This window comes from Nitrosomonas sp. (assembly GCF_019635155.1).
In the GTDB taxonomy this organism is placed as follows: domain Bacteria; phylum Pseudomonadota; class Gammaproteobacteria; order Burkholderiales; family Nitrosomonadaceae; genus Nitrosomonas.
In genome coordinates this window covers 165,563-187,065 of sequence record NZ_JAHBZY010000003.1, presented here as the reverse complement: position 1 = coordinate 187,065, position 21,503 = coordinate 165,563, and the positions used below count along the sequence as shown (strand labels likewise).

Here is a 21,503-nt window from a genome sequence, read left to right as displayed (position 1 = left end):
TTACTGGTTGAATAAATGCATATTTAGTCGCTTTGCGCCATCTATGCTCGCAAGAATGTACGGCACCTCATCTTGCTGTCTTGAATTGTAGATTAGTTGTGCATCTTCGGAATTATAGCCACGTAGCTGATATTCCTTTAACATACGGCGTTTTCGTTCTTCTTCTTCAATCTCGATGAAGAATTTATGCGCGACTGAGAAATGCCGCGCTAGATCAAGCGCTATAGTCCCATCTATCACGATCACATCCTGTGGGTTAACAGTCATACTTATTCCCCCCGGAATTTGTCGTCGCTGCAATTTATGATAAACACCCAATTCAAAATGTTGCGTTCTACTCATACGCGCCTTAAGCAGTTCTATGATGCTTGATAAATCATAGCGCCCCATAACACCTGTTTCGCGTTTAGAGGCATCAATCAACCATGCATCTAAAGGCAAACGATATGCCGTCACCCCCCGCAAACGTAAGCTCTCAACCACTACCGAAGCAAAGTTACTCTTACCGCTCCGCGAAAATCCTCCGATTAATACCAGATCACCAGGATTAACATTGACTGTTTCCATAGAAGCAAATTCAAGCAATCGCTGATGTTTGTTCAAAATGAAGTCAACAGCATGCGACAAATCTGGCAAGGTATAGTCAGGCCAAGCTTTCGCACGATAATCTATACCTGCATATCCGGTTTCTACCAAAATAGCCCGAATACCTGAAGCGTGAGCCGTTGCAATATCAACCAAAGTATCTCCGACAAACCACGAATGAGTCTTATCAATATTGAATTCTCGGCACGCAGCTTCTACCATTCCAGATTTTGGCTTGCGGCAATCACATTCAACTTTGAGTGCTGCAACTTCACCAGGAAAGCCGCTATCCGGATGATGTGGACAAAAATAAATACGATCAAGATAAGCGCCTTCATGCCCCAATAGTGTTTCCATACGCGCATGAATGCGCCGAAATTCCCCTATCGAACAATCGCCGCGCGCAAGTACGGGTTGATTAGTAACAACAATACTTCTGTAATCCGAATGATTCAGTCGACGCAATGCTTGCGATACTCCCGGAAGCAACTCGAAAGCATCGGCGTTTGCGAGATGGCCTACTTCACGATTAATTGTGCCGTCTCGATCGAGAAAAACAGCAATTTGCCGCTGATCGAGATTGGAGCGAGCAATTCGACCGGAAATAAAATCATTGCAAACTTTATCAAGCCGACTAGGTGTACCACTATCTTTGATATACTCCGGGCTAATATAACCTGCGAGCTTTTGTCCAGTTTCTAACATCTCAGGAAATAAATGTTTAGCAAAATCAATTTGCCCGCCTCTTCCTCGAAAAGGCAAAAGCGCTGTTTTACGCACCCAATAAAGTGCTGCATTGACTAAGTTCGGATAATAGCAAGTTGGATCGTGCGGATAGGAATGAAAGGCTTCTATCTCACATTCGTCATTTACTTCCACTAAATCAGAATCTTGAGGATGGTCATTCGGGTGTAAAAAAAGTGTTGCTGCAACTTGGGGACGTGCATTGTGTGCTTGTTGAAATTTATTGAGATTCACTTCCAGCATAGTATCGCCATACATCACCAGAAACTCTTCATGAAGATAATCCAACGCGGCAAGTGTCGCGCCTGCTGTTCCTCTCGGTTCGCCATCATCCAGACACGTCAAACGCAGTCCCCAGTTATTACGCGAAGTACAGAAATCTATAATAAACTGTGCTGCATGATTAACCAATATCAGAACATCAGTAAAATCATATCGTTTGGCTAGCAGTATTTGTCGTTCGAGTAAAGGTACACCACAAATGTCAATCAAAGGTTTAGGCAATCCATTAAGTCGTTCAGCCAACCGGGTTCCCTTGCCACCCGCCAAAATTACAACCTGTTTCACCGGCAATTTTCCTGCTCAATAATCTCACGCACGGCTAACTTAACTGCAACGGCCGATCCCAATGCTGGCTGCCATCCTAATGCACGTAACTTCTCTATCGAATAAACAAAGCGAGGAACATCTCCTACCCAACCTTTGTTACCTTCACCAAAACTGATAGTTGCTCCTGGAGAAGCAGCCGCAACAACTTGTTCTGCCATGAAACGAACTGTTACACCATCATCATCAGAACCGATATTGAAGTAGGCCAATCGATCTTTTGCGAACTCCCGGATAAATAACATCGCATCAATTAGTTCCGTTACATGTAAATAACCCTTCTGCTGCGTGCCATTTCCGAGCACATTCAAATTGTCTGGTGTTTCTTGCAGTTTACGAACAAAATCCAGCAATGCTCCATGTGTTGCCGGGACACCGATAACATTCGGGAATCTGAAAATCCAAGCTTGCTCCAACCAGGCCTCAACTGCAGCGCTAATCAGCGCTTCTGAAGCCAACTTCATTGCACCGTAATTGGAAATAGGCAGCAGCGGACCAATATCCTCATGAAGGCGAATATTCTTATGATCGCCATACACCGCTGAAGTTGATGCAAATGCAAGATGCTGAATTCCTAAATCTTTCATTACTTCTAGTGTATTGAATGTAGTCATGAAAGTATCACGCAAATCCACATTAGCATCACTTATGCCCGCAGGAATATCCGAATTTGCAGCCAGATGCCAAACCTCTGAAATAGAGTCTTCAATATGAAATCGTTCTGCCGCTATCCGATACGCTGATAAATCCGATAAATCAATCTCTACAAACTCAAATCGCGGATCTTGCAATACTTGCTCGATATTTTTCCTGGATCCGTTGCAGAAATTGTCCATTCCTACAACTTTGCGACCCTTCGCGAGCATGCGTTGCACCATATTACAACCAATAAATCCTGCTGCACCAGTGATTAGAATTGTCAAAATCCAAACCCCATAACTTGTAAAATAAAATAATGCAATCGATTAAAACAGCATTGTTTGTCACCAGTCACACGCCATTCATTGACTATTAATTCAAGAAAGTAATTTCAATTCAGAAAAAAACAAACAATTTTACTGATTACATTCATATTAAAAAGACACCAAGATTAATAACGACATAACTTATGGCTGCTTATACACTGGCGTTATTAACTTTGTTAGCTTTGATCGGTAAGTATCGCACTATACGCAGCTAATAAATTAGGCGCCTCATAACGCCATTCAAGTTCATTTTTTACCCGATTGCGACCAAATTCACCCATTTGTTTTCGCAATTCCGGATCATCCAACAATTGCAAGATTTTCTCCGCCATATCTTTGGGATCATTCTTTTTGGCATATAAGGATGCACGCTGCGCGGACACTTTGCCTTCGGTAAGATCGAATTGAACAATCGGTTTACCTAATGCCATGTATTCCATGATTTTGTTCATTGTTGACTTGTCGTTCATTTCATTAGCCACATCTGGATTAACACATATATCTGCAGTATTGAGCATTTCCAATAGTTCTTGATCCGGCACACGCCCGGTAAAAGTCACGAAATCATCAATTCCAAGATCAATCGCCATCTGCTTCATTTCGGCCAGCGACGTACCACCGCCTACTAAGCCGAAATGCACATCCGTCCGACCCAGTTCTTTAATGAGATAACACGCTGCTTGCAGTAATAGATCGATCCCCTCTTGCGCTCCCATCACGCCAACATAGCCGATTAAATATTTTCGCCCACGTTTGAGATCTTCTTTAGGTGGTATGATCTTCAATCGATCTAACTTCGGCCCGCTACGAACAACAAAAACCTTATCCGGATCCATACCGCCGCGTTCAATAGCGATTCGTTTGTAAGATTCATTGGTAGCGATCGAGACATCGGCGGTCTTAAATGTCCAACGCTCAAACAGCACAAGTAACTTATAGAAAAAGTCGCGCCGGCCAAACTTGGCTTCATAGAGCTCCGGGTTAATGTCATGATGATCGAAAATAAATTTCTTCCGCATCAAAATCTTAAAGAACCCACCAATTAAGAATAATAAATCAGGAGGATTACAGGCATGAATTACGTCAAAACCATGTTTGAAATACACTTTCCAAGCAAGGCGGAAAGTGTGAAACAAAGCAAGTGAGTACTCGATCAAATAGCCTTTTGCACCTTCTGCTTCAAACGGAAGGTGATAGCGATAAATATGAATACCATCGATCGATTCATATTCTTTTTCATAACCCTTACCCGTAGGGCAAATAATTGAAACGACATAACCATAGCTATGTAAGGTTGTCGCTTCTTGCCATACTCGCCGATCAAAAGGAGATGGAAGATTCTCGACTAAAATAAGTACTCGACGTTGAGTCTGTAACATGTATTAATTACGATGATAAGCGATAAGAGACTTGGTTAAACCCAGCACACGTTCTTCAAGAATATTTGCATCAGGAAAATAGCGTTGCATATCTCCTCTTGTTGGCAAATAAAAATCCGGACTCGTTTGCTTGACCCAGTATCGATTGGTAAATCGTAACAAAGGAACTTGAAGCCGGCGCGGCAAATAACTGATGAAAGGTAACCAGGAATGTGTTTCAATAGGAAACCAACGATAAGGTGCTTGCACGAAATAACCATTGCCTAAGCGGACAATTTCTCCTGCAAACTCGTTCTGATGACGTTGTGCTTCTTCGCGAAAAATGCGACCGGAAACCAAAGTCCATACACTATCTTTGGGAACGGTCACATGTTCAATGACTGAGGAACAAAAAACAATATCAAAAAATTTGTCCGGAAAAGGCAGTGAACCAGTTTCAGGTATCACGACAGGGGTAAATCCGAAATTCTCAGCTGCTTGTTTAACTGCTTGTTCGTCAATATCCGCAATATAAACGTTTGCTGGTTGCACTGGAGAATTCTCTAATACGGCATGAATATGCACACCATTCCATCCTCCCAGGTCAAGTATTTTAGTTTCGGAAGTCAAATCAAAATTATTCAGAAACATCTTTGCTCTGCGCTGCCGAGAAGATGTCCGAAAACGGGCGAGCAGATTTCCTGCGCCTTCAATGATGAATGATGTTTTTTGATTGGTTGCCATTATAATTTTCCGATTTCCCCAAAAAACTTTTCGATAAGCGCACAAGAAAATCACTTATCAGTATTTGATCTTTATACAAAATCAGCGCCGCCCCATGAAATATATACAGGGAAACAGCCAGGATGCGGCTCCCAGACTAATCGCCAGATCAATTAAATTACGTTTTTTAGAATAGAGATCGCGATAATAATCAAATGTAATGTCCGTCACTTTACTAAATACTCCCGCAAGCTCACTCGATAATTCTTCTTGCGTATAACCAGCATGCGCACCTAATTCGTTTCGGAATCGTCCCTGGAGCTTTGCACGCCAGTCAATATAATTCCAGCGCAGTTTCTCGGCGGCTGAAGCATCCTTACTACCCAAGTACCCGATTATCCGTCTCCGGTTCGGCGTACCAATCATCCATCGACCACCTGGACAAAGTACGCGATGTATTTCAGCAAGAGCTGCCCGGTAATCGGGAATATGTTCAAGTGCATGAAAAGAATATACAAAGTCGAAACTTTCGTTGGCGAACTCCATTTTTGTCGCATCTCCCTGTCGCAAATCGGCAAGCAATGCAGCACGCGGGTCGAAATTAGTAACAATATCAATACCCGTTACTTTGGCTCCCAGATACTGGGACAATACTGCCGCTTCTATTCCTCGACCACACCCGACAACAAGTAACCGCGAAGGCGCCGAATTCTGTCCCTTGCAAAATATATCAGCAAGAATCTTTGTCTTAGGATCCGCAAAATCTATCGTTTGTGTTTCACCAACAAATTCCGTCATAACGGTCTCCGCTCTGATTAGGAACAATACGTACCAAATCAACCACGACTTGGCCGGATTTCAATTCATTCGGCACATTACAGAACTCCGCGGCTCCATTGCCTATGACTATTGTTTCTGCAAAACTCAGAACCTCCTCCATTGAGGAAGCCATCAATTTGGAGATATGTGGAATATGATTCAGAATGTAATCTTGATTCGCGCCCGTCAAAGCCGCCAGATTAACGTTTTTATCATATAACTTTAGTTCATAGCCTTTACCTATCAGGTATTCAATGACATTGACCAGCGGTGACTCGCGCAAATCATCCGTTCCGGCTTTAAAAGAAAATCCCAGAACGCCTACCTTTTTATTTCCTTTCTCAGTAATCATCTTGATACCTTTCTCAATCTGCCGCTGGTTTGACGAAAGTATCGCATTAATAAGCGGCAGATCGATATCCAAGCTTTTCCCCTTGTACATCAAGGCACGCACATCTTTTGGTAAACACGAACCACCAAAAGCAAACCCTGGCTTCATGTAGTAAGGCGACAAATTCAGCTTTGTATCCTGACAAAAAATCTCCATCACTTTGTGACCATCGATCCCCTCTGCTTTACAAAGATTTCCTATCTCATTGGCAAAAGCCACTTTAACCGCATGCCATGTATTATCCGCATATTTAACCATTTCGGCTGTGTCGACTCCAGTTCTAATCAGCGGAGCCGTCATTTTTGCATACAGCTGCATCAGTAACTCACCTGCTTTGGTATCCGTCTCCCCGATCACTGTCTTAGGAGGATTATAGTAATCAAATACCGCTGTTCCTTCCCGTAGAAATTCCGGATTATTGCAAACGCCAAAATCAATTCCCACTTTCTTACCGGAGAACGATTCCAACGCCGGAATCACAACATTTCGCATGGAACCCGGGAGCATCGTGCTGCGAGCGACGACAACGTGAAAATCACTTTTTTCTTTAAGTGCCGCGCCAATTTGCTCACATACCTTACGCACATGGCTCAAATCCAAGTTGCCATTTAATTGCGAGGGGGTTCCAACGCACACTAATGATATCTCGGAGTTTATTACGGCATCATGTACGTCCTGAGTCGCTCGTAATTGATTGTTTTTTACCGCTGCAGCAACCATCTCTCCGATATCTTTTTCAACGATCGGTGAAGTACCTTGATTAATCAGCTCAACTTTTGTTTTGTTAGGATCGACTCCGATCACCAAATGCCCATCGGTTGCCAGGCACCCGGCAGAAACTGTACCCACATAACCCAAACCAAAAATGCTTATTTTCATGTGACTCCTTTAATTCATTGATCAGAATCTATTTTTCAACATACTCGGAATAATTTAGGCATTATAACCCGATGATATTTGCAGAATCGTTGATCTTCGAGTTGTTCCAGTAATTTTCTCTCGCCAAGTAACGGTTGGCGCAGGCACTTTTTCATCAAAACTATGTGAGATCCAGCCAAGTGGCAGTTCATCATTCCCCCGCACCAATTCCGGTTGGGAATTACAATTTGGCATGGTCATTTCGACACGCACATCAGCAACCGTTGCCACGACTTTATTGTGCTCCACGATTACTTTACATGCTTCCGAGAAATGCCAATTCAACTCGATAGCATGCGCATTTGAACACTCCAAAATATCTTCTACCACAATCGTTCTTTCTTTTTTTAAAAATTCGATTTTGCGACGATGCATCACCGGATCCGCTAAACTTGTATAACCGTCGTGACTGGCAATCAAACAATCCCTAACCTCATTGCTTTCCCAGGATTCGCAAAAAGCATTCGCTTTACGAAGCCACATAAAATTGCCACCTGATTCAGATTGATCCTTCCCATCGACTCTGACTGTGTTATGTGCGGAGGTGCCACGAAAATAATCACGCCATTTTTTCTGAGTATGAAAAGCATAAGTGCCCGGATCGACTAGCAGGAAATTGCCTGCAACCGACAACGTAAAAGACAATGCATCCGCATGACCGTGCGCGGCAATTGATAGATAACCAAGTGGGCCGGCATCCGCCACGATACGTACTTCATCACTCGCATCAAAATTCTTGCCTATGACGAAATATCCACCCTCTCTAAATTCCTGACGAGGTGTAACTTGCATGTTGCTTGTAACAATCGAATCGAATTGCAACTTTGCTTCATCACCTAATAACCATCGGCTTTTATCATCAAAATTTCCCGCTTTCATTTTAAAATCCGCACGACCGTATATAAGAGCACCAGTTGACAGCAATGAGCGATAAACATTCCAGTCATGCTCTTTGCTCCAATGTACCATTAATGCGCCATCCGCATCTCCAATCATCGGTACCGTACCGGAAGAATTCATAATCGATGCCATAAACTCAAGCATCTTTTCTAATCTTAAAGAAAAATTCTGTGAAAACTCGATACCATTTGCGCGTGCAGTCAACCAGCAAATTAACATCATATCGATCACTTCATGCTGGTAATATACCGCTTGTTCACGATTCACACCGTCGGAAGCATTTTGTTTTAGCGTCTCCGCTTCCAGTTCTTTATAAGCCAAACCTTTCCACTGATCACTCTCCTGCCAGCAGGGCCATGTGATTGCCGCCACGAACAGCCCCATCAATTCACCATACAAATGATTATTCGCAGAAGAATGTCGCGATAGAAATCCAGCAATAAAGTGACAATGTTGATAAATACAATTTAACCAGCGATGTTGAAATCGCCGCCCTTCCTCGGATACAAAGAGATTACTTGAGCTGCCACCCAGCAGATGCCAAGTGAAAGACCAGTTCACCAGCCTTATCGCTAACTCGAGCGAACTGGTCCAATTTACACCCAACGGATAAGGGCACTGATCAAACCAAGACTCCAGAAATGTTTGAGCACCTTTTGCATAGCGCATATCACCACTCAAATGATAAGCCTGCGCTAAGGTGGTCAAATGCAAATGCCGATTAGGTTCCCAGAGATATTTGATATCCCCTACGATATGTTCATCACGATAATCAAGCGTTTTACCAAAAGCCAGTGGTGCTTCAATACCCGTTTTAGGATCGCGATTCCATCGGGGTGGGAAACCAAGCTGAGTACCTTTTAGTGCAAAAACATCAAAATATCCTGCTAAAACACGATCTGCAGCATCGCAATATAATTCGGCATCAAATTGGCTTGGTAGCGTATTTATCCAAGGCTTGCCAAAAGTAGAAAGCTTAGGTGGCAAAAGCGATTTAGATTTTTCCAGTATTAATGACTCAAGTTTCAATTGAACAACCTGATACACTCGATAGCCAATTTCAGACAGCCCCATCGTCCGTAATCGATTGAATTTCCATGTCAGATTGTTCATGATATATAAATAAGTTACTGATATGAAATAGATAACAAAAACATTCTTTAGGAATCATAAAGATTGTCTTCTAACTATATGATTACTATTATTTCAGATACTGTCGATGCCAGATTTCGAGATTAAGCATACTCCATAGTAGCTTTTCGTGGTTTTGGCGACCTGCCACATGATCCGCTAGAACTTTCTCAAGTTTGTTTACTTGATAATAATTTCGCGTAATCGAAGCAGTGCCCGATAAGTGCTCATAAAGATAATCACGCATTGGCCCTTGGAACCATTCATTAACCGGCACACGAAATCCCACTTTTGGTCGTTCCAGAATCGCTGGCGGCAGCAACCTCTTCATCGCCTCACGCAGTATCCATTTAGTTTGGTGGCCGCGAACTCGAAAATTATCAGGTAAGTTTGATATAAAGGTCGCTAACTCATGATCCATAAAAGGCATTCGCGCTTCCAAAGAAGCGGCCATTGTCATTCGATCACCGCGTTCCAGCAAATTATCAGGTAACCAACTGGTTTGATCAAAATACAAGATACGCCGCAAAGGGCTATTTTTAGGGGATGAATTAAATTGTACGCCGCTTGAGTGCTCCTGAGGTCGCGACATTGCAACCAAATCCTTTCTTTCGGCTTCCGACAATGCACCGAACCAGCGAGGCATCCGTTCTTCAAAATGTTCTAAACTTAAATTAACGATCGCGGTCTTGGCGCGCCGGAAACGATAAGGAAGTGCTTGAATCAGTGGCTCAAGGATGCCATGGCGCGCAAGCCCGGGTATTAATTGATACCATGCCGCATAGCGTTCATAAACATGCTTGGGATATCCGCCCAAAAATTCATCAGCACCTTCTCCCGTGAGTACCATCTTGACTGTTTTCCTTGCTTCCTTTGCCAATAAGAAAATTGGTATATCTGAAGGTTCGGCAACTGGTGCATCACGAAAACGAACCAATGTCGGCAGATACTCGATAAGATGATCTTGTGAAATAACCAACTCATGATGATCTGTCTTAAACTGATTGGCAATCGCTTTGGCATATGCCAATTCACTATATCCTGATTCCGAAAATCCGACTGAAAAAGTCTTAACAGGTTGCATAGAATGGCGCGACATGAGACCCACTACTGCGGATGAATCAATGCCTCCAGATAAGAAGGCGCCAAACGGCACATCGGAAATCATCCGGATATTTACAGCCTCATCAAGCTTATTTAAAAAAGCACCCACTGGATCAGCAGGTAATGCCACATCAGTGAATATCTCCCGATCAGGAGGATGATAATATTGACGCTCAATCAAATTACCTTTCTCCCAGATCGCATAGCAACCGGGCATTAGCTTGCGAATACCTTGGAATAAGGTATTGGGAGCAGGAACGTAGCGATACATCAAGTAATCCCATACGGCTGCGTGATTTACCTCAGCATTAACACCCGGAAAAGCAAGTAGTGATTTGATTTCGGAAGCGAACAATAATACGCCGTTCGCTTCGTATAAAAATAGCGGTTTCTTGCCAAAACGATCTCGTGCCAGAAATAATCGCTCATTGCGAGCATCCCAAATCGCAAAAGCGAACATACCACGAAAATAATCGACACAACGTTCTCCCCACTGCTCATAAGCATGCACGATTGTTTCAGTATCGGAGGCCGTTGCAAACTTGTGACCACAAGCAATTAATTCATCACGTAACGAATGAAAGTTATATATTTCACCGTTAAATACTATCTGAATACTACCATCTTCATTCCCGATGGGCTGATGCCCGGTTGATAAATCAATTATCGATAATCGGCGATGTGCCAAGCCAACTCGATAACGATTATCACGGGTGGTGGTCTCTAGGAATCCATCATCATCCGGACCTCGATGACTAATTGTTGCTGACATACTGCGCAACGCGCCACTAAAGAAAACAGGATCAGCAAATGACCCTATGACACCAGCAATCCCACACATTAAAGTACTTTACCTTTTTCTTCTAAAGTCAAAAAACTTTACTTCATAACAAACAATACATTTCATTCTCTTTTTAAAATAACTTTTAGTTTATTTATAAGAAAAGCACGTTCATTGTGATTCAGTCCCCAATAAAAAATAAAAATCACTGCACCACAAAATCCCGCAGCGCTTACTAAGAATAAACGCAAAAAACCTTCTTCTAAATTAATAAAAAGAATTAATGGCAAAATCGCACTCAACAAAGCAACTTTTAACCCAGGGAGCACAACCACCTGAAAATATCTTAAGGTGGAGAAATTAATCATCCCATACAAAAACCTAAGACGAAGTTGAAGTAATACCAATGAGCTTATGATTGCAAGACAAAAAACTGAGTATGAAGGGAAATCCAATTCCAATAAAATCCAAAATGTCAAGAAAGTTCCAAATACTACAGCACTAGCAATTAATTGATAATTTCTAATGTTACCAGTAGCCATAATTGCATGATACATAGGGGTCGCAGAAGTACAAATCATCGCATCTATCAGTATCAATTTCAGGAACAAAGATGTCTCAGCCGGTGGGTTTTTTAACCATATTTTCAATAAAAAATCAGTTTCCAGAAATACTGGGAGCACCAACAATAGCAATAAAAAGAAAGAAATCTTACAAGAGGATAGAATAAGCAATTTTTCTTCTTCAATCTCACCCGCAGAATATGTTTTCGTAATCTGTGGTGCAGATGCAACTTGGAAGTTATTGACAAATTCTTGAATACTATTTGAAGCAACCATAGCTATCCCTCTCGCTGCATTAGTTGCTGGGCCAAAAAATATATTGAGCAGTATATTTGATCCATGAGCATTAAAAGCAGATGCAAGATGCGCTGACAAATTCCACCCGACAAAATTAAACATCTCTCTGATTTTTGAAGCAGAAAACTCAGAAAAGTGTCGACATTCTGGAAAAATTCTTCGGCATGCTATCACATATATCGACGCCAGAAGAAAAGCTGCACACAAATTCAAAATACCGTACAAAATTAGCTTGTCAGCATTAGCACTTACAAGAATAAATACATTTATCAGTTTAATCGCAACATCCAGCAAACTTATATATGCATATATCCCCATCCGTTCTTGAGCAAAGATAGCAGCCAAATACGGAACTTGTATAACAGTAATCATGAAAGTAACAACTGCACATTGAAATACCCAATGAGCAGCATTTAATCGATCTTCAGGAATTTCTAAAACGTGATATAGGAACCATAACCCTATTGTTTCAGCAAGGAGAAAAATGATTAGTGCGATAACGATATGAATCAACAGAGCTGTACTAAATACTTTCTTAACCTCCTCGTGCTGCCCTCTCCCAAGCTCAAACGATAAAAAACGTTGTGTTCCTGAAGCCATGGTTCCGTTCAGAAACGAAAGCATCAAAACAACACCGGCAACTACATTGTGAATACCGTAATCCTCAATACCCAATGCTGCAAGGACTTGTTGGGAGGTATACAGCGAAACACCAAGTACTAAAATAAGCCTGAAATACAAAAAAAGCGTATTTTTAGCGAGCTTACCGGGATTTGAATGGGACATTATCTCTTATAAATAATTGTAGATATAATGATCTTGAGGATTAATTGTTTGCGACATACCACCAAAACGATTCACTACCGCTTCATTTTCAATAATCAGGCGTTCTCGCAAAGTTATATCTCCTTCATTGGAAATCAACTTAACGACAGGATGGACCGAGGCGAACCCATCTGCCTCCAGAACCGTTTTAACCACGCTATATGTTATTCTGGTAATTTTTTTCTCACTGGTAGATACAAATAGATTTAATATAATTCCATATTCAGAAAGAACATTCGGAATAAACCAACCGGTATTGGGTGTAAAACAAAAATTCCCTAACGCATAAGCTCCGATACAACCATTGTCGAATTTCTCACAACGTAATGACGTGTGTGCATGGTTTGCAATTATTGCATTAGCCCCGGTTTGTGACATCCAGTGCATTGTCCATTTTTGATACTCTCCGGGAGCAGGATTGTACTGTCCTCCAATATGCGGCAACAGAATCACAAAATCAGCTAAATCCTTAGCCCGTCCAATTTTTTCTTTAGCTCTATCAACAAAATGTTGATGTTCTAATGAGTTAATCGAACTTGGGCTGACATTGTCAGGTACAAAGTCGGAAAATCTCTGATTCGATCTACCTAATAAAGCTGCAATCGCTTGTTTAGCTCTTGGCGGTAAAACCGACGAAAGGCGCGCTCGAAGTGAACGATTTTGTAGACTTCCATTGAACCGCTTCGGTTGTTTTTTTAATAAATCGACACGCCAAGTTTCGTTATCTGCAAGAGGCTCACCGTAATATTCTGAATTGGTTCCATAAGTGAAACTCAGAAACGCGATTCTTATTCCGTTTATCTCTTTAATAAAGATCTGTTCACTTGCTTCTCTCGATGCATAGGTACCTGCATAATCAAAACCCTTCGATTGCAGATTTCTAAGAGTTTGTTCAAGCCCATTAACTCCTCGATCTAAGCAGTGATTATTCGCAGTAGACAAAAAATCGATCCCTGTAAATTTCAGAGCATCCAAAAAAGTTTCAGGAGTATTAAACTGAGATGGTTCCGAAGTATATCCGTACAAACTACCAGCTATCGGTGTCTCCAAATTTCCAATTACATAATCTGAGTCTTTAAACAAACCCGCAACAGCGGCAAATGTTTCATCGTAAATATAGTCATTATGACGAGCCCATGCGGCTGCATTCTGCTCTCGCTGGCACATAATATCACCAACAAATGTCAGCTTTATTTCGTTTTTCATTAGCTACTAACCATTAAAAATTGACTTACTTGCTTGTAGAACTCAAATCTAAGAGCGATTTAGGAACATTCTGATTCTAGAAAGAATAGCTTTGGGTAAATAAGTTCGGGCTAAACCAAGTAATGAAACCAAACCATAACTGACCAAAAACGACGGCAGCTTAATCCCGTTTCTTTTTGCCAGCTCAATACTATTTCGCGCAAAAGGATCTTTATTTTGAAGTACAACTTGCTGGCAAAGATACAAAAATTCAGCATGTTTCTTATATTTCCCAATATCAAATAGTTTAGAGAACTCTTCAAGCTTACCAATTGAATTAAGCGTCATCAGTGTTCGGCAGCATTTACCGCACACCGAGCAATTCTCATGAGATTCTCTATCATGAACGCATACATTTAAATAACGTTTCACTGGTTCATAATCAACTATGCGAAGAGTTTTTTCTACACGAGTATATTGAGCTCCATCAGAAATAAAATTTAGTGACTCTGTCGATAGCAAAGGAAGTAACATTGGATCAATCAATGCAGTATCTCTTTTTAATAAGAGCTCATGATATTTGTATAATTCCAAATATGACAACCCTCCCGAAGCATAAAAATATTTTCGATACATATTTTGCATAACCAACACAGCGGAAATTGTTGTCAATGAATGTGTTAATTGGTGTCCCCATGGATGAAAAGAATGTAGATTCGAATCCAAAGAAATAAAATCCAAACTAAACTCTTCCGGAAATTTACTTAGATATTCATAGCGACTACAAAATTTTTTGTGTGCGGCCATCAACTCTTCGTCTGTACGTCCTGGGCCATTGGAACCCACGTTAAGGAAAACCAAACTGTTGATCCGATTCTCAGTATTCTTTTCCAATTCGTAATGATCAAAAAATGTACAGAATGAATCAACTCCACCTGAAAAACCGGTACCGACTCCCGAGCAATCAAAATGCTCGGCATTGGATTCAGCCGCAGTTATATTAATCCACTTACATGCGGGCAAAAATGCCATCAGCATTGGAATTACGTATTGATTTAAGTTAAATAGCAATTGAGAAGATATACAACCTTCCACATGGATATTCTCTCCATACTGCATCGCAGGAAATACCATACCAACTAAAAACCCATCCATTCTACTTTTGCATAAACCATGGGCATATTTCTCAGGAACAGAAAACCAAAGCTCCTTGCTCCCCAGTTTTTCACTGTCCACAATTGTCGAAAGCTTAATCTTATTTCCGTCATTCGACGTATTTAGGTTATAGATTTTCATATGAGAAAAGTTACTTCGCAGCTAGAAGCACCAGAAAACAATCATAAATTACTCATAACAGCGGGCTAAGCAAGTTGCTAGCTTTGGATCCTGTTTAATTATCATCCAGTCGCTGGTGTTGGAATATATCAATCAACTGTCGATAGTACTTGGTCAGCGGCTTCGCGAGCTCGTTGCTGCCACTGTGGGATTTTCTGCTGGAGTAGATTTTTTATAGATTCTTCATCGGTACGCAATTTTTCCAATGATTCCCACAGCGTACTCCTGGAAATTCGAGGTGTTTCCAAAACATAACGCAGATCTCCGAACAAATCAGTATTCAAACCAAGCGCCTTGATGCTATAGGAAATTGAAACGGTAGGCACATGTGTGGACCATGCTGCAATTGTGGCATGAGTCCGAGCACCAATAAAAAATCTACATTGCGAAATTAGGAATTTAGTCTGTACTGCATTCATCGTACGTGGAGCAAGACTCATTCGAGTTGCGATCACATCCTGTGACAAATTCATTTGTTCTTTTAAGCGCAGCATATAGCAGTAATCGCTATTCCAATCACTACCATCAACACTATCTACATGTGGTATTAATACAACCGAGAGGTTGGTACGCTCAAGCACGTCGTGTAAAAATTCAACCACTGCTTTTTCCATTTCCAGGATATGGGATTCCCCGCTACGAAAACTTTTTATAAGTGGGCTAATGTTAAACCCTAACCATCCTTCGCCCGGATCTTTTGGCAAAATAACTGAAGTATCCCAAGAATCCGGTTTCATCACGAAAGCTGGATCAACAACCAGTTTTACATTATCAAGTCCCAGTTGCTTTAAATAAGCATAGCTTGATGTTTCACGAACCGAGATTCCAGCATACGCTGCTAATTTATTCACAACATACTTCTCTACATCCGGCTGGGAATTAAACGGCCCAACCGAAGCAGCCCATAGAAACAATGGGCGATCTTTATTCATATAGCTTTCCGCTTGCCCCAGAAATTTAAGAAGTGACGGAATTCCATATTCCAAAGAAAGAACATCACCACCTGTTAAAATACCAGCCGTTGTATCTCTCAGCTGCTGCTGAATATCTTTCGGAATTGCAGGAGAAGGAAAACGAAGCCGACTCATTTGAGGAGCCATTCTATCCAACCTCCCCCAAACTCTTGCGTACAAAGGCATCTTATATGCCGAAATAAAATTTATTCGATTCTTTTCATCGATTTTCCATTGCTTGCTATCTCTTTCAATATCAAAACTTGGCACAAGAAATTCCGCATTTGGCAGCCGCTCATGGATAATACTTGAAATTCCGCGTACCAATGCCTCACATCCACGATTTGATAAAGTCTCGTGCCCAAGAAAATAGTATCTATGTGTCATTCCAATTTGAATTCTTAAGTTGAAAATGTTTTAATTATCTAATGGAAATTAGATGAGAAAATGTGTTATCACAATATCGGCCTTTCATGGAAATAATTTCAATACTCTGATTTTTAGACATATAGTTAACATTCTTAACACTCAAAAAGATGTTGCCTTTAATAATCGCTGAAATTTCTGTAAGACGCGATAAATAAAAAGAAACGGAATCATTATTAGATTAAAAACTAATAAACCCGATCCTACCCTGGTTTGTAAAGCCATCGCTTGTCTACTGGTTTTACGTAAGATAAGCCTGAGGATCTGCTCTGCTTTAAACAAGAACGGGAAGTTTGAAGATGGTTTTATGCGCTTGGAAGGCACCATTCTCCCTTCAGATAAATATAGCCGGTAAGCCAAGCCCTTTCTTCGATGATTCAATCCACCTTGCTGAGATTTAACTATCTCCTCAATTGCAATTTCATGAAGATGTAACTTACCACTTACCTTTCCATTAAGCATCGTATCGTATAGATACTTATCACGAATCACCATCAAACTAGTGCCTTTTCCATCATTAATATATTGCGGTAACCAACCATCCATGACAGCAATATCCGCCGTTTCAGCAAAAACATCATCGCAAAAATCACACGCTTTAGGTTTAAATAACCCCATCCCCCAATTTAAGCTAATTTTTCTGTTACTAATTCGATAAATGTGCTGCCTTTCATTTGAGTCTCGAGTAACAGCCTCGAATAGATATTCATCCGCACGATTATTTGTATCTTTTCTTCGAAAACACGCCGATTCAACTTTTCCGATTGGTACTTCAGCTCGACGAAGTAAATATTCAAAATACAGTGCACTTTTTAATTGACCACAAACCAAACCCAATTGGTATTTAATACGATCACGATAAAGTGGATTCTGTCGTTTGAGTAAACGAATCGCTTTGTGAAAACATGGAATGCCAGTTATCGCATAATTGCCCGGATTTTTTGCAATGAACTCCAAGACTTTTGAATACGTAACAGGATAATAAAAAGAGGTGGAACCCGAACTGACATCAAGTTTTGATGAAATCACATCAAAAGAAAAATCGATATTTCTAATATTATTAGCTACAAGGGGACGCACAAGAATCGCATAGTCAATTTCATTATTCTCAAATAATTCATTGATTATATATGTTATTATTCCCCCAGAAGAACCTGAATTCCTGTCATTAATTGAATATCCAGCGAATAACCCCAAGTAACGTCCGACCGATTCATGTTGCGATTGCCCGGAGAAAATTTCTTCTGCCAGCACAGTTTCATTGTGATTAGCAGCAAAAGGACAAACTTCAGAAGCTTCAACAATTTTATCCAAACTAGAATCATTGAGTTCAGCAACATATTCACCAAAGCTATTCAGATTTATATTAATGTTTTGATCAACCGCTCGACAAACACCACAACCAATGCAATATCCTTGTTTAATAACTTCTTTGATATCCAATGCGATACTCCATATTTCACTTGATTATTTTTTATCGACATTCTGATTAAAGTGCCCTAAAAAAATCTAGGATTGCAAAACAAATTAGATATTGTTTGACTCTTCTTCGAATTTATTGCATCAGACCCATCATTGATCTCTATTATGATTCCAATCGAAATTCGGTCTATATAACACGATAATGAATCATTGATGTAACAAGCAAAATTAGAATTTTAAATCCAAGCACTAAAACAGCAATTATTGACACAAACATCCTCCGATAAGCTTTATTTCAAATTTAAGCAGCTGTTAATAAGTGGAAAGATGTTTATATCGGTTTTCTTTTCTCGTGAACGGAATAAAAATGCCTACGATGTACCCACGCCAAATAACCGAGTAGCCCAGTGAAAACGATTTGTATCGATGGTAAATCAAGCAATGAATCACGATAAAAAATATGAAACACAAACAAGACTAAAGCAGCTTGAATCGCAACAGCATCTGCTCTCACTGAAGGAAGGTTAGATTCTTTCCATAATTTCCGTGTACAACTCCAGGCGAAAATTAAAATTGCAATGAATAAACCCAACCCCACAATGCCAAGATCCCAAAGCAACGTTGAAGCTGCCGTTAATCCAATACCATATCGAGGATAATGTTTAGCAATATGTCCACGGGTAGCAGTATGAGAGCTACCAATACCATTTCCGAACATAAAAGAAACCGGATCATGAGCACCTTGTTTTTCCGCCCAGAAGGTAAGAACAGTAGTGCGATTCAAATGCTGTCCGCCATAACCTTTATTTTGAAAATTATACTCAATAACTTCGGTTATCTGCTGCTCAACAGGCTTTGGACTCAAACTCAAATAATAATATCCGATCGCAGCAACAAGCAAAATTGCCGAAATGAATCCAATCAACCAATAATGAAAACGGGTAAAAATTTCATGCCGATACAGCACTAAGAACATTAATGGCAACATTACAATTACGGCTTTAGTTTCACCAAGAAACAGGGGTAATATCAGAATTGATAAAAATACTGCAAGCCGGTTAAAAGATAGAATCTTCTCCTTATGCCTCGCGAGCAGAAATGCCATCATAATGATCAGAAAAAGACACATCTCTGCGTTAGCGCCTCCACCATCTTTTTGTGATCCGAAAGTTCCCGCAACCAAATCAACAGCCGCTACCCCCCATGTGCTAGCTAATAAAGGAGCAAAAACCAGGAGTTCGTATACTGCTGTGGGTAACTGCAATATAGCAACTATTAGTAAGAATATTTTCCACCGATCAATATCACGCTCATCAAAATCATACCAGCACAACATAAAAAGAAGCCCATACATCTGAAAATAGCGCTTTATTCCACCAAGGAATTCAAACGCTGTATGCCATTGAAGCAGCGAATTAAAGATTGCATAGATCAGAAAAAAAAGAGCAAACCAAACAAAAGCAGGAGTAACCTTACCAGCCTCGGGAAAGATGGCAATCCTAAAAAATGCCAGGAATAAAAGAATAAAACCGAGTATTGAAACTCCCCATGCAGCTTTAGATGCAAGAAAATCCAAATAAAGCGGCAGCATCCCTACCACTAGTAAACCAGATGTCAAAAGCAACCATACCATCCAGATCGGTTTTGTCACGAGAAAGAAGCCGCCCACAAGAGCTACTGCAAGACTGATGATAATCGGATTTGCTGTAACCGCAAACAATCCGAACATCATTGCTATTAGCACACTAGCTAATGCAATAACATAAAATACCTTTTTTTCTCCAAAATTTTCGGATGTGTTTGCTTTATTTAGAAAGTCTTGCTTATACACCAAAACTTCCTATCAATCTGGTGCGTTCCCCATCTGCAATTGTTGACAATAAGTCTTGAATAAAAATATTTTGAAGTTGATATGCTTTCTCTTTGTCAGTATCTATGGTCGAGACTCGAACCAACATTCCATCAGGCACATTACCCGTCAATCCATAACGAAGCTGTTGTAATTTTTCTTCAACTCCAGGCAAAACCGCTTTGTTACCAATAGTCACCCAATAAGTGATTGGCTCATTGCGACTACCTTTAACCGCCATTAAACGCTTAATAGGAAATTTTCCATATTGAGTAAGTAATTCATCGGCATAAATTTTCATTACTTCGAAGCCTTGCGCGTAATAACATACTTCCGGTTTATGTACCGCAAGATTGTCGCTCTGATCACCTCCATATGCAATAGATAGCATTATCCGCTCGCCATATGAATTGACATAAGTCCTCGACAATGTCTGATTATAAATTTTGTCAAGCTTCGCTTGAGTCTCCGCATCGACTTTTAAAGGTATGATTGATTCATCAATCTTCCAGCCACCAAATTTTGCGGGTATCATAGTTTCTAAATCAAATTTTTCTTGCTGATCAGCAACCTTTTTCGTGGGAGTCAACGCCATCGTTAATGCAGCAGAAACTATCATTAGTATTCCTAGTATCAAACTAGTAATTACAGATTTTCTCATTAGTGCCTCCTTTCCACATTCATATAAGTATTTATTTCATAAATCACTTGCTTGCTGCTTGCAAAGTATTCGTAGGCTGTGTTCTAACGAAATATTGAAGCAGTGAATCCACTCCCAATATTAGTATTAGCGCACTCATAAACAATACCATTCCAGCAAAACCATGCAGGAAGCCTTGCCCCGCAGCATCTCCATAGTGATATGTGATCAAAGTAAGCACAATTACACGTATCACATTCGCTGTAAAAGAAATTGGTATGATCAGAATTGCCAATGCTACATTTCTGAAAAAAGAGCTGTGCTGTACCAGATTCAAATAAAATAACCCAAGTGCCTCTAGCGTTAATAATGTTTGCAACCCCGCACAAGCATCTGCCACAAGTAACTGATATTGACCAATTTGTAATATCACACCGTTACGCGCTATCGGATAATTAGCCCAAAACAGAATATTCTCTGCAACGTATGAAACTGCCATTTTCATCGGCATAGTAAGCAAGCTTACAATCGTACCGGGTAATGGAATCATGAATAATAAGAAGAAAATAGGAAACCACATTACTTTAAGAGCACTAGTTCCTCGTTTAATAAGAAAGATAGCAGAAAGCGCGGTAATGAATGATCCCATCTCAAAAATTAATATTTGCTGAGATCGACCAATAATATATAAAAGTAATGTAAAAAGAAAAATCATCCCTCCCCAGAAAATTGAAGGTGCTTTCCCTTTACTTTTCATCATCATTTCTGGCCACTTACGATAAATAAGCCAAAGTGATAAGAATAGGATTATTGGACCATGCGCTTGTTCTTCACTCGTCCATAGTCCATTAAAAAGATCAAATACCGTTGGCAGATATAAAGTTAATAACCCCAACAGAACAGGCCCCCAGTCAATTAGAATGGGTTTGATGGTATGTGATTTGAATGGAATAGTAAGCATTTTCTAAATAGTTATTGTAGAA

At 40.4% G+C, this 21,503-nt stretch carries 16 protein-coding genes; all 16 read right to left on the bottom strand.

Going from position 1 to position 21,503, the window contains the following annotated elements:
* Window positions 1–1,896 (bottom strand): HAD-IIIA family hydrolase, encoded by a 1,896-nt coding sequence (locus KF839_RS03750; protein ID WP_292916491.1) that lies wholly within the window; start codon window positions 1,894–1,896, stop codon window positions 1–3.
* Window positions 1,893–2,858, bottom strand: coding sequence for an SDR family NAD(P)-dependent oxidoreductase (locus tag KF839_RS03745; RefSeq protein ID WP_292916490.1), 966 nt, complete (start codon window positions 2,856–2,858; stop codon window positions 1,893–1,895). The genes KF839_RS03750 and KF839_RS03745 overlap by 4 nt, the downstream gene beginning before the upstream one ends.
* Before the next feature lie 218 nt (window positions 2,859–3,076).
* Window positions 3,077–4,279 carry a glycosyltransferase family 4 protein gene (locus KF839_RS03740; protein WP_292916489.1) on the bottom strand — a complete coding sequence of 401 codons (1,203 nt, stop codon included), beginning with the start codon at window positions 4,277–4,279 and terminating at the stop codon, window positions 3,077–3,079.
* A gap of 3 nt (window positions 4,280–4,282) precedes the next feature.
* Window positions 4,283–5,002, bottom strand: a complete 720-nt coding sequence (locus tag KF839_RS03735; RefSeq protein ID WP_292916488.1) for a class I SAM-dependent methyltransferase — start codon at window positions 5,000–5,002, stop codon at window positions 4,283–4,285.
* An 81-nt stretch (window positions 5,003–5,083) separates the two neighbouring features.
* Window positions 5,084–5,779 carry a class I SAM-dependent methyltransferase gene (locus tag KF839_RS03730; protein WP_292916487.1) on the bottom strand — a complete coding sequence of 232 codons (696 nt, stop codon included), beginning with the start codon at window positions 5,777–5,779 and terminating at the stop codon, window positions 5,084–5,086.
* A complete protein-coding gene (locus KF839_RS03725; RefSeq protein ID WP_292916486.1) occupies window positions 5,760–7,070 on the bottom strand; it encodes a nucleotide sugar dehydrogenase in 1,311 nt (436 codons plus the stop codon). The genes KF839_RS03730 and KF839_RS03725 overlap by 20 nt, the downstream gene beginning before the upstream one ends.
* A 54-nt stretch (window positions 7,071–7,124) precedes the next feature.
* On the bottom strand, window positions 7,125–9,122 hold the full coding sequence (locus tag KF839_RS03720) for a heparinase II/III family protein (protein ID WP_292916485.1): 1,998 nt from the start codon (window positions 9,120–9,122) through the stop codon (window positions 7,125–7,127).
* A gap of 88 nt (window positions 9,123–9,210) precedes the next feature.
* Window positions 9,211–11,085, bottom strand: a complete 1,875-nt coding sequence (asnB, locus tag KF839_RS03715; protein ID WP_292916484.1) for an asparagine synthase (glutamine-hydrolyzing) — start codon at window positions 11,083–11,085, stop codon at window positions 9,211–9,213.
* A 62-nt stretch (window positions 11,086–11,147) separates the two neighbouring features.
* The gene (locus KF839_RS03710) at window positions 11,148–12,671 is read right to left on the bottom strand and encodes an oligosaccharide flippase family protein (protein WP_292916483.1); all 1,524 of its coding nucleotides are present in this window, start codon (window positions 12,669–12,671) and stop codon (window positions 11,148–11,150) included.
* A gap of 6 nt (window positions 12,672–12,677) precedes the next feature.
* A complete protein-coding gene (locus KF839_RS03705) occupies window positions 12,678–13,916 on the bottom strand; it encodes a CapA family protein (protein ID WP_292916482.1) in 1,239 nt (412 codons plus the stop codon).
* Between the two features lie 48 nt (window positions 13,917–13,964).
* Complete coding sequence (locus tag KF839_RS03700) at window positions 13,965–15,191, bottom strand: signal recognition particle 14 kDa protein (RefSeq protein WP_292916481.1); 1,227 nt, start codon at window positions 15,189–15,191, stop codon at window positions 13,965–13,967.
* A 128-nt stretch (window positions 15,192–15,319) separates the two neighbouring features.
* On the bottom strand, window positions 15,320–16,570 hold the full coding sequence (locus KF839_RS03695; RefSeq protein ID WP_292916480.1) for a polysaccharide pyruvyl transferase family protein: 1,251 nt from the start codon (window positions 16,568–16,570) through the stop codon (window positions 15,320–15,322).
* 141 nt (window positions 16,571–16,711) lie between these two features.
* Window positions 16,712–18,052, bottom strand: coding sequence for a Coenzyme F420 hydrogenase/dehydrogenase, beta subunit C-terminal domain (locus KF839_RS03690; protein ID WP_292916479.1), 1,341 nt, complete (start codon window positions 18,050–18,052; stop codon window positions 16,712–16,714).
* A gap of 310 nt (window positions 18,053–18,362) precedes the next feature.
* Window positions 18,363–19,862, bottom strand: a complete 1,500-nt coding sequence (locus KF839_RS03685) for a hypothetical protein (RefSeq protein ID WP_292916478.1) — start codon at window positions 19,860–19,862, stop codon at window positions 18,363–18,365.
* On the bottom strand, window positions 19,855–20,541 hold the full coding sequence (epsI, locus tag KF839_RS03680; protein ID WP_292916477.1) for an exosortase-associated protein EpsI, B-type: 687 nt from the start codon (window positions 20,539–20,541) through the stop codon (window positions 19,855–19,857). The genes KF839_RS03685 and epsI overlap by 8 nt, the downstream gene beginning before the upstream one ends.
* A gap of 43 nt (window positions 20,542–20,584) precedes the next feature.
* Entirely contained in the window at window positions 20,585–21,481 is an 897-nt protein-coding gene (xrtB, locus tag KF839_RS03675) for an exosortase B (protein ID WP_292916476.1), read from the bottom strand.
* Between the last annotated feature and the right edge of the window lie 22 nt (window positions 21,482–21,503).

Excerpts from the sequence above, each read along its gene's own strand:
- epsI (WP_292916477.1), bottom strand. The coding sequence starts at position 20,541 with ATGAGAAAATCTGTAATTACTAGTTTGATACTAGGAATACTAATGATA.
- KF839_RS03740 (WP_292916489.1), bottom strand. The coding sequence starts at position 4,279 with ATGTTACAGACTCAACGTCGAGTACTTATTTTAGTCGAGAATCTTCCA.
- KF839_RS03705 (WP_292916482.1), bottom strand. The coding sequence starts at position 13,916 with ATGAAAAACGAAATAAAGCTGACATTTGTTGGTGATATTATGTGCCAG.
- KF839_RS03700 (WP_292916481.1), bottom strand. The coding sequence starts at position 15,191 with ATGAAAATCTATAACCTAAATACGTCGAATGACGGAAATAAGATTAAG.
- KF839_RS03720 (WP_292916485.1), bottom strand. The coding sequence starts at position 9,122 with ATGAACAATCTGACATGGAAATTCAATCGATTACGGACGATGGGGCTG.
- KF839_RS03695 (WP_292916480.1), bottom strand. The coding sequence starts at position 16,570 with ATGACACATAGATACTATTTTCTTGGGCACGAGACTTTATCAAATCGT.
- KF839_RS03710 (WP_292916483.1), bottom strand. The coding sequence starts at position 12,671 with ATGTCCCATTCAAATCCCGGTAAGCTCGCTAAAAATACGCTTTTTTTG.
- KF839_RS03730 (WP_292916487.1), bottom strand. The coding sequence starts at position 5,779 with ATGACGGAATTTGTTGGTGAAACACAAACGATAGATTTTGCGGATCCT.
- KF839_RS03735 (WP_292916488.1), bottom strand. The coding sequence starts at position 5,002 with ATGGCAACCAATCAAAAAACATCATTCATCATTGAAGGCGCAGGAAAT.
- asnB (WP_292916484.1), bottom strand. The coding sequence starts at position 11,085 with ATGTGTGGGATTGCTGGTGTCATAGGGTCATTTGCTGATCCTGTTTTC.
- KF839_RS03725 (WP_292916486.1), bottom strand. The coding sequence starts at position 7,070 with ATGAAAATAAGCATTTTTGGTTTGGGTTATGTGGGTACAGTTTCTGCC.
- xrtB (WP_292916476.1), bottom strand. The coding sequence starts at position 21,481 with ATGCTTACTATTCCATTCAAATCACATACCATCAAACCCATTCTAATT.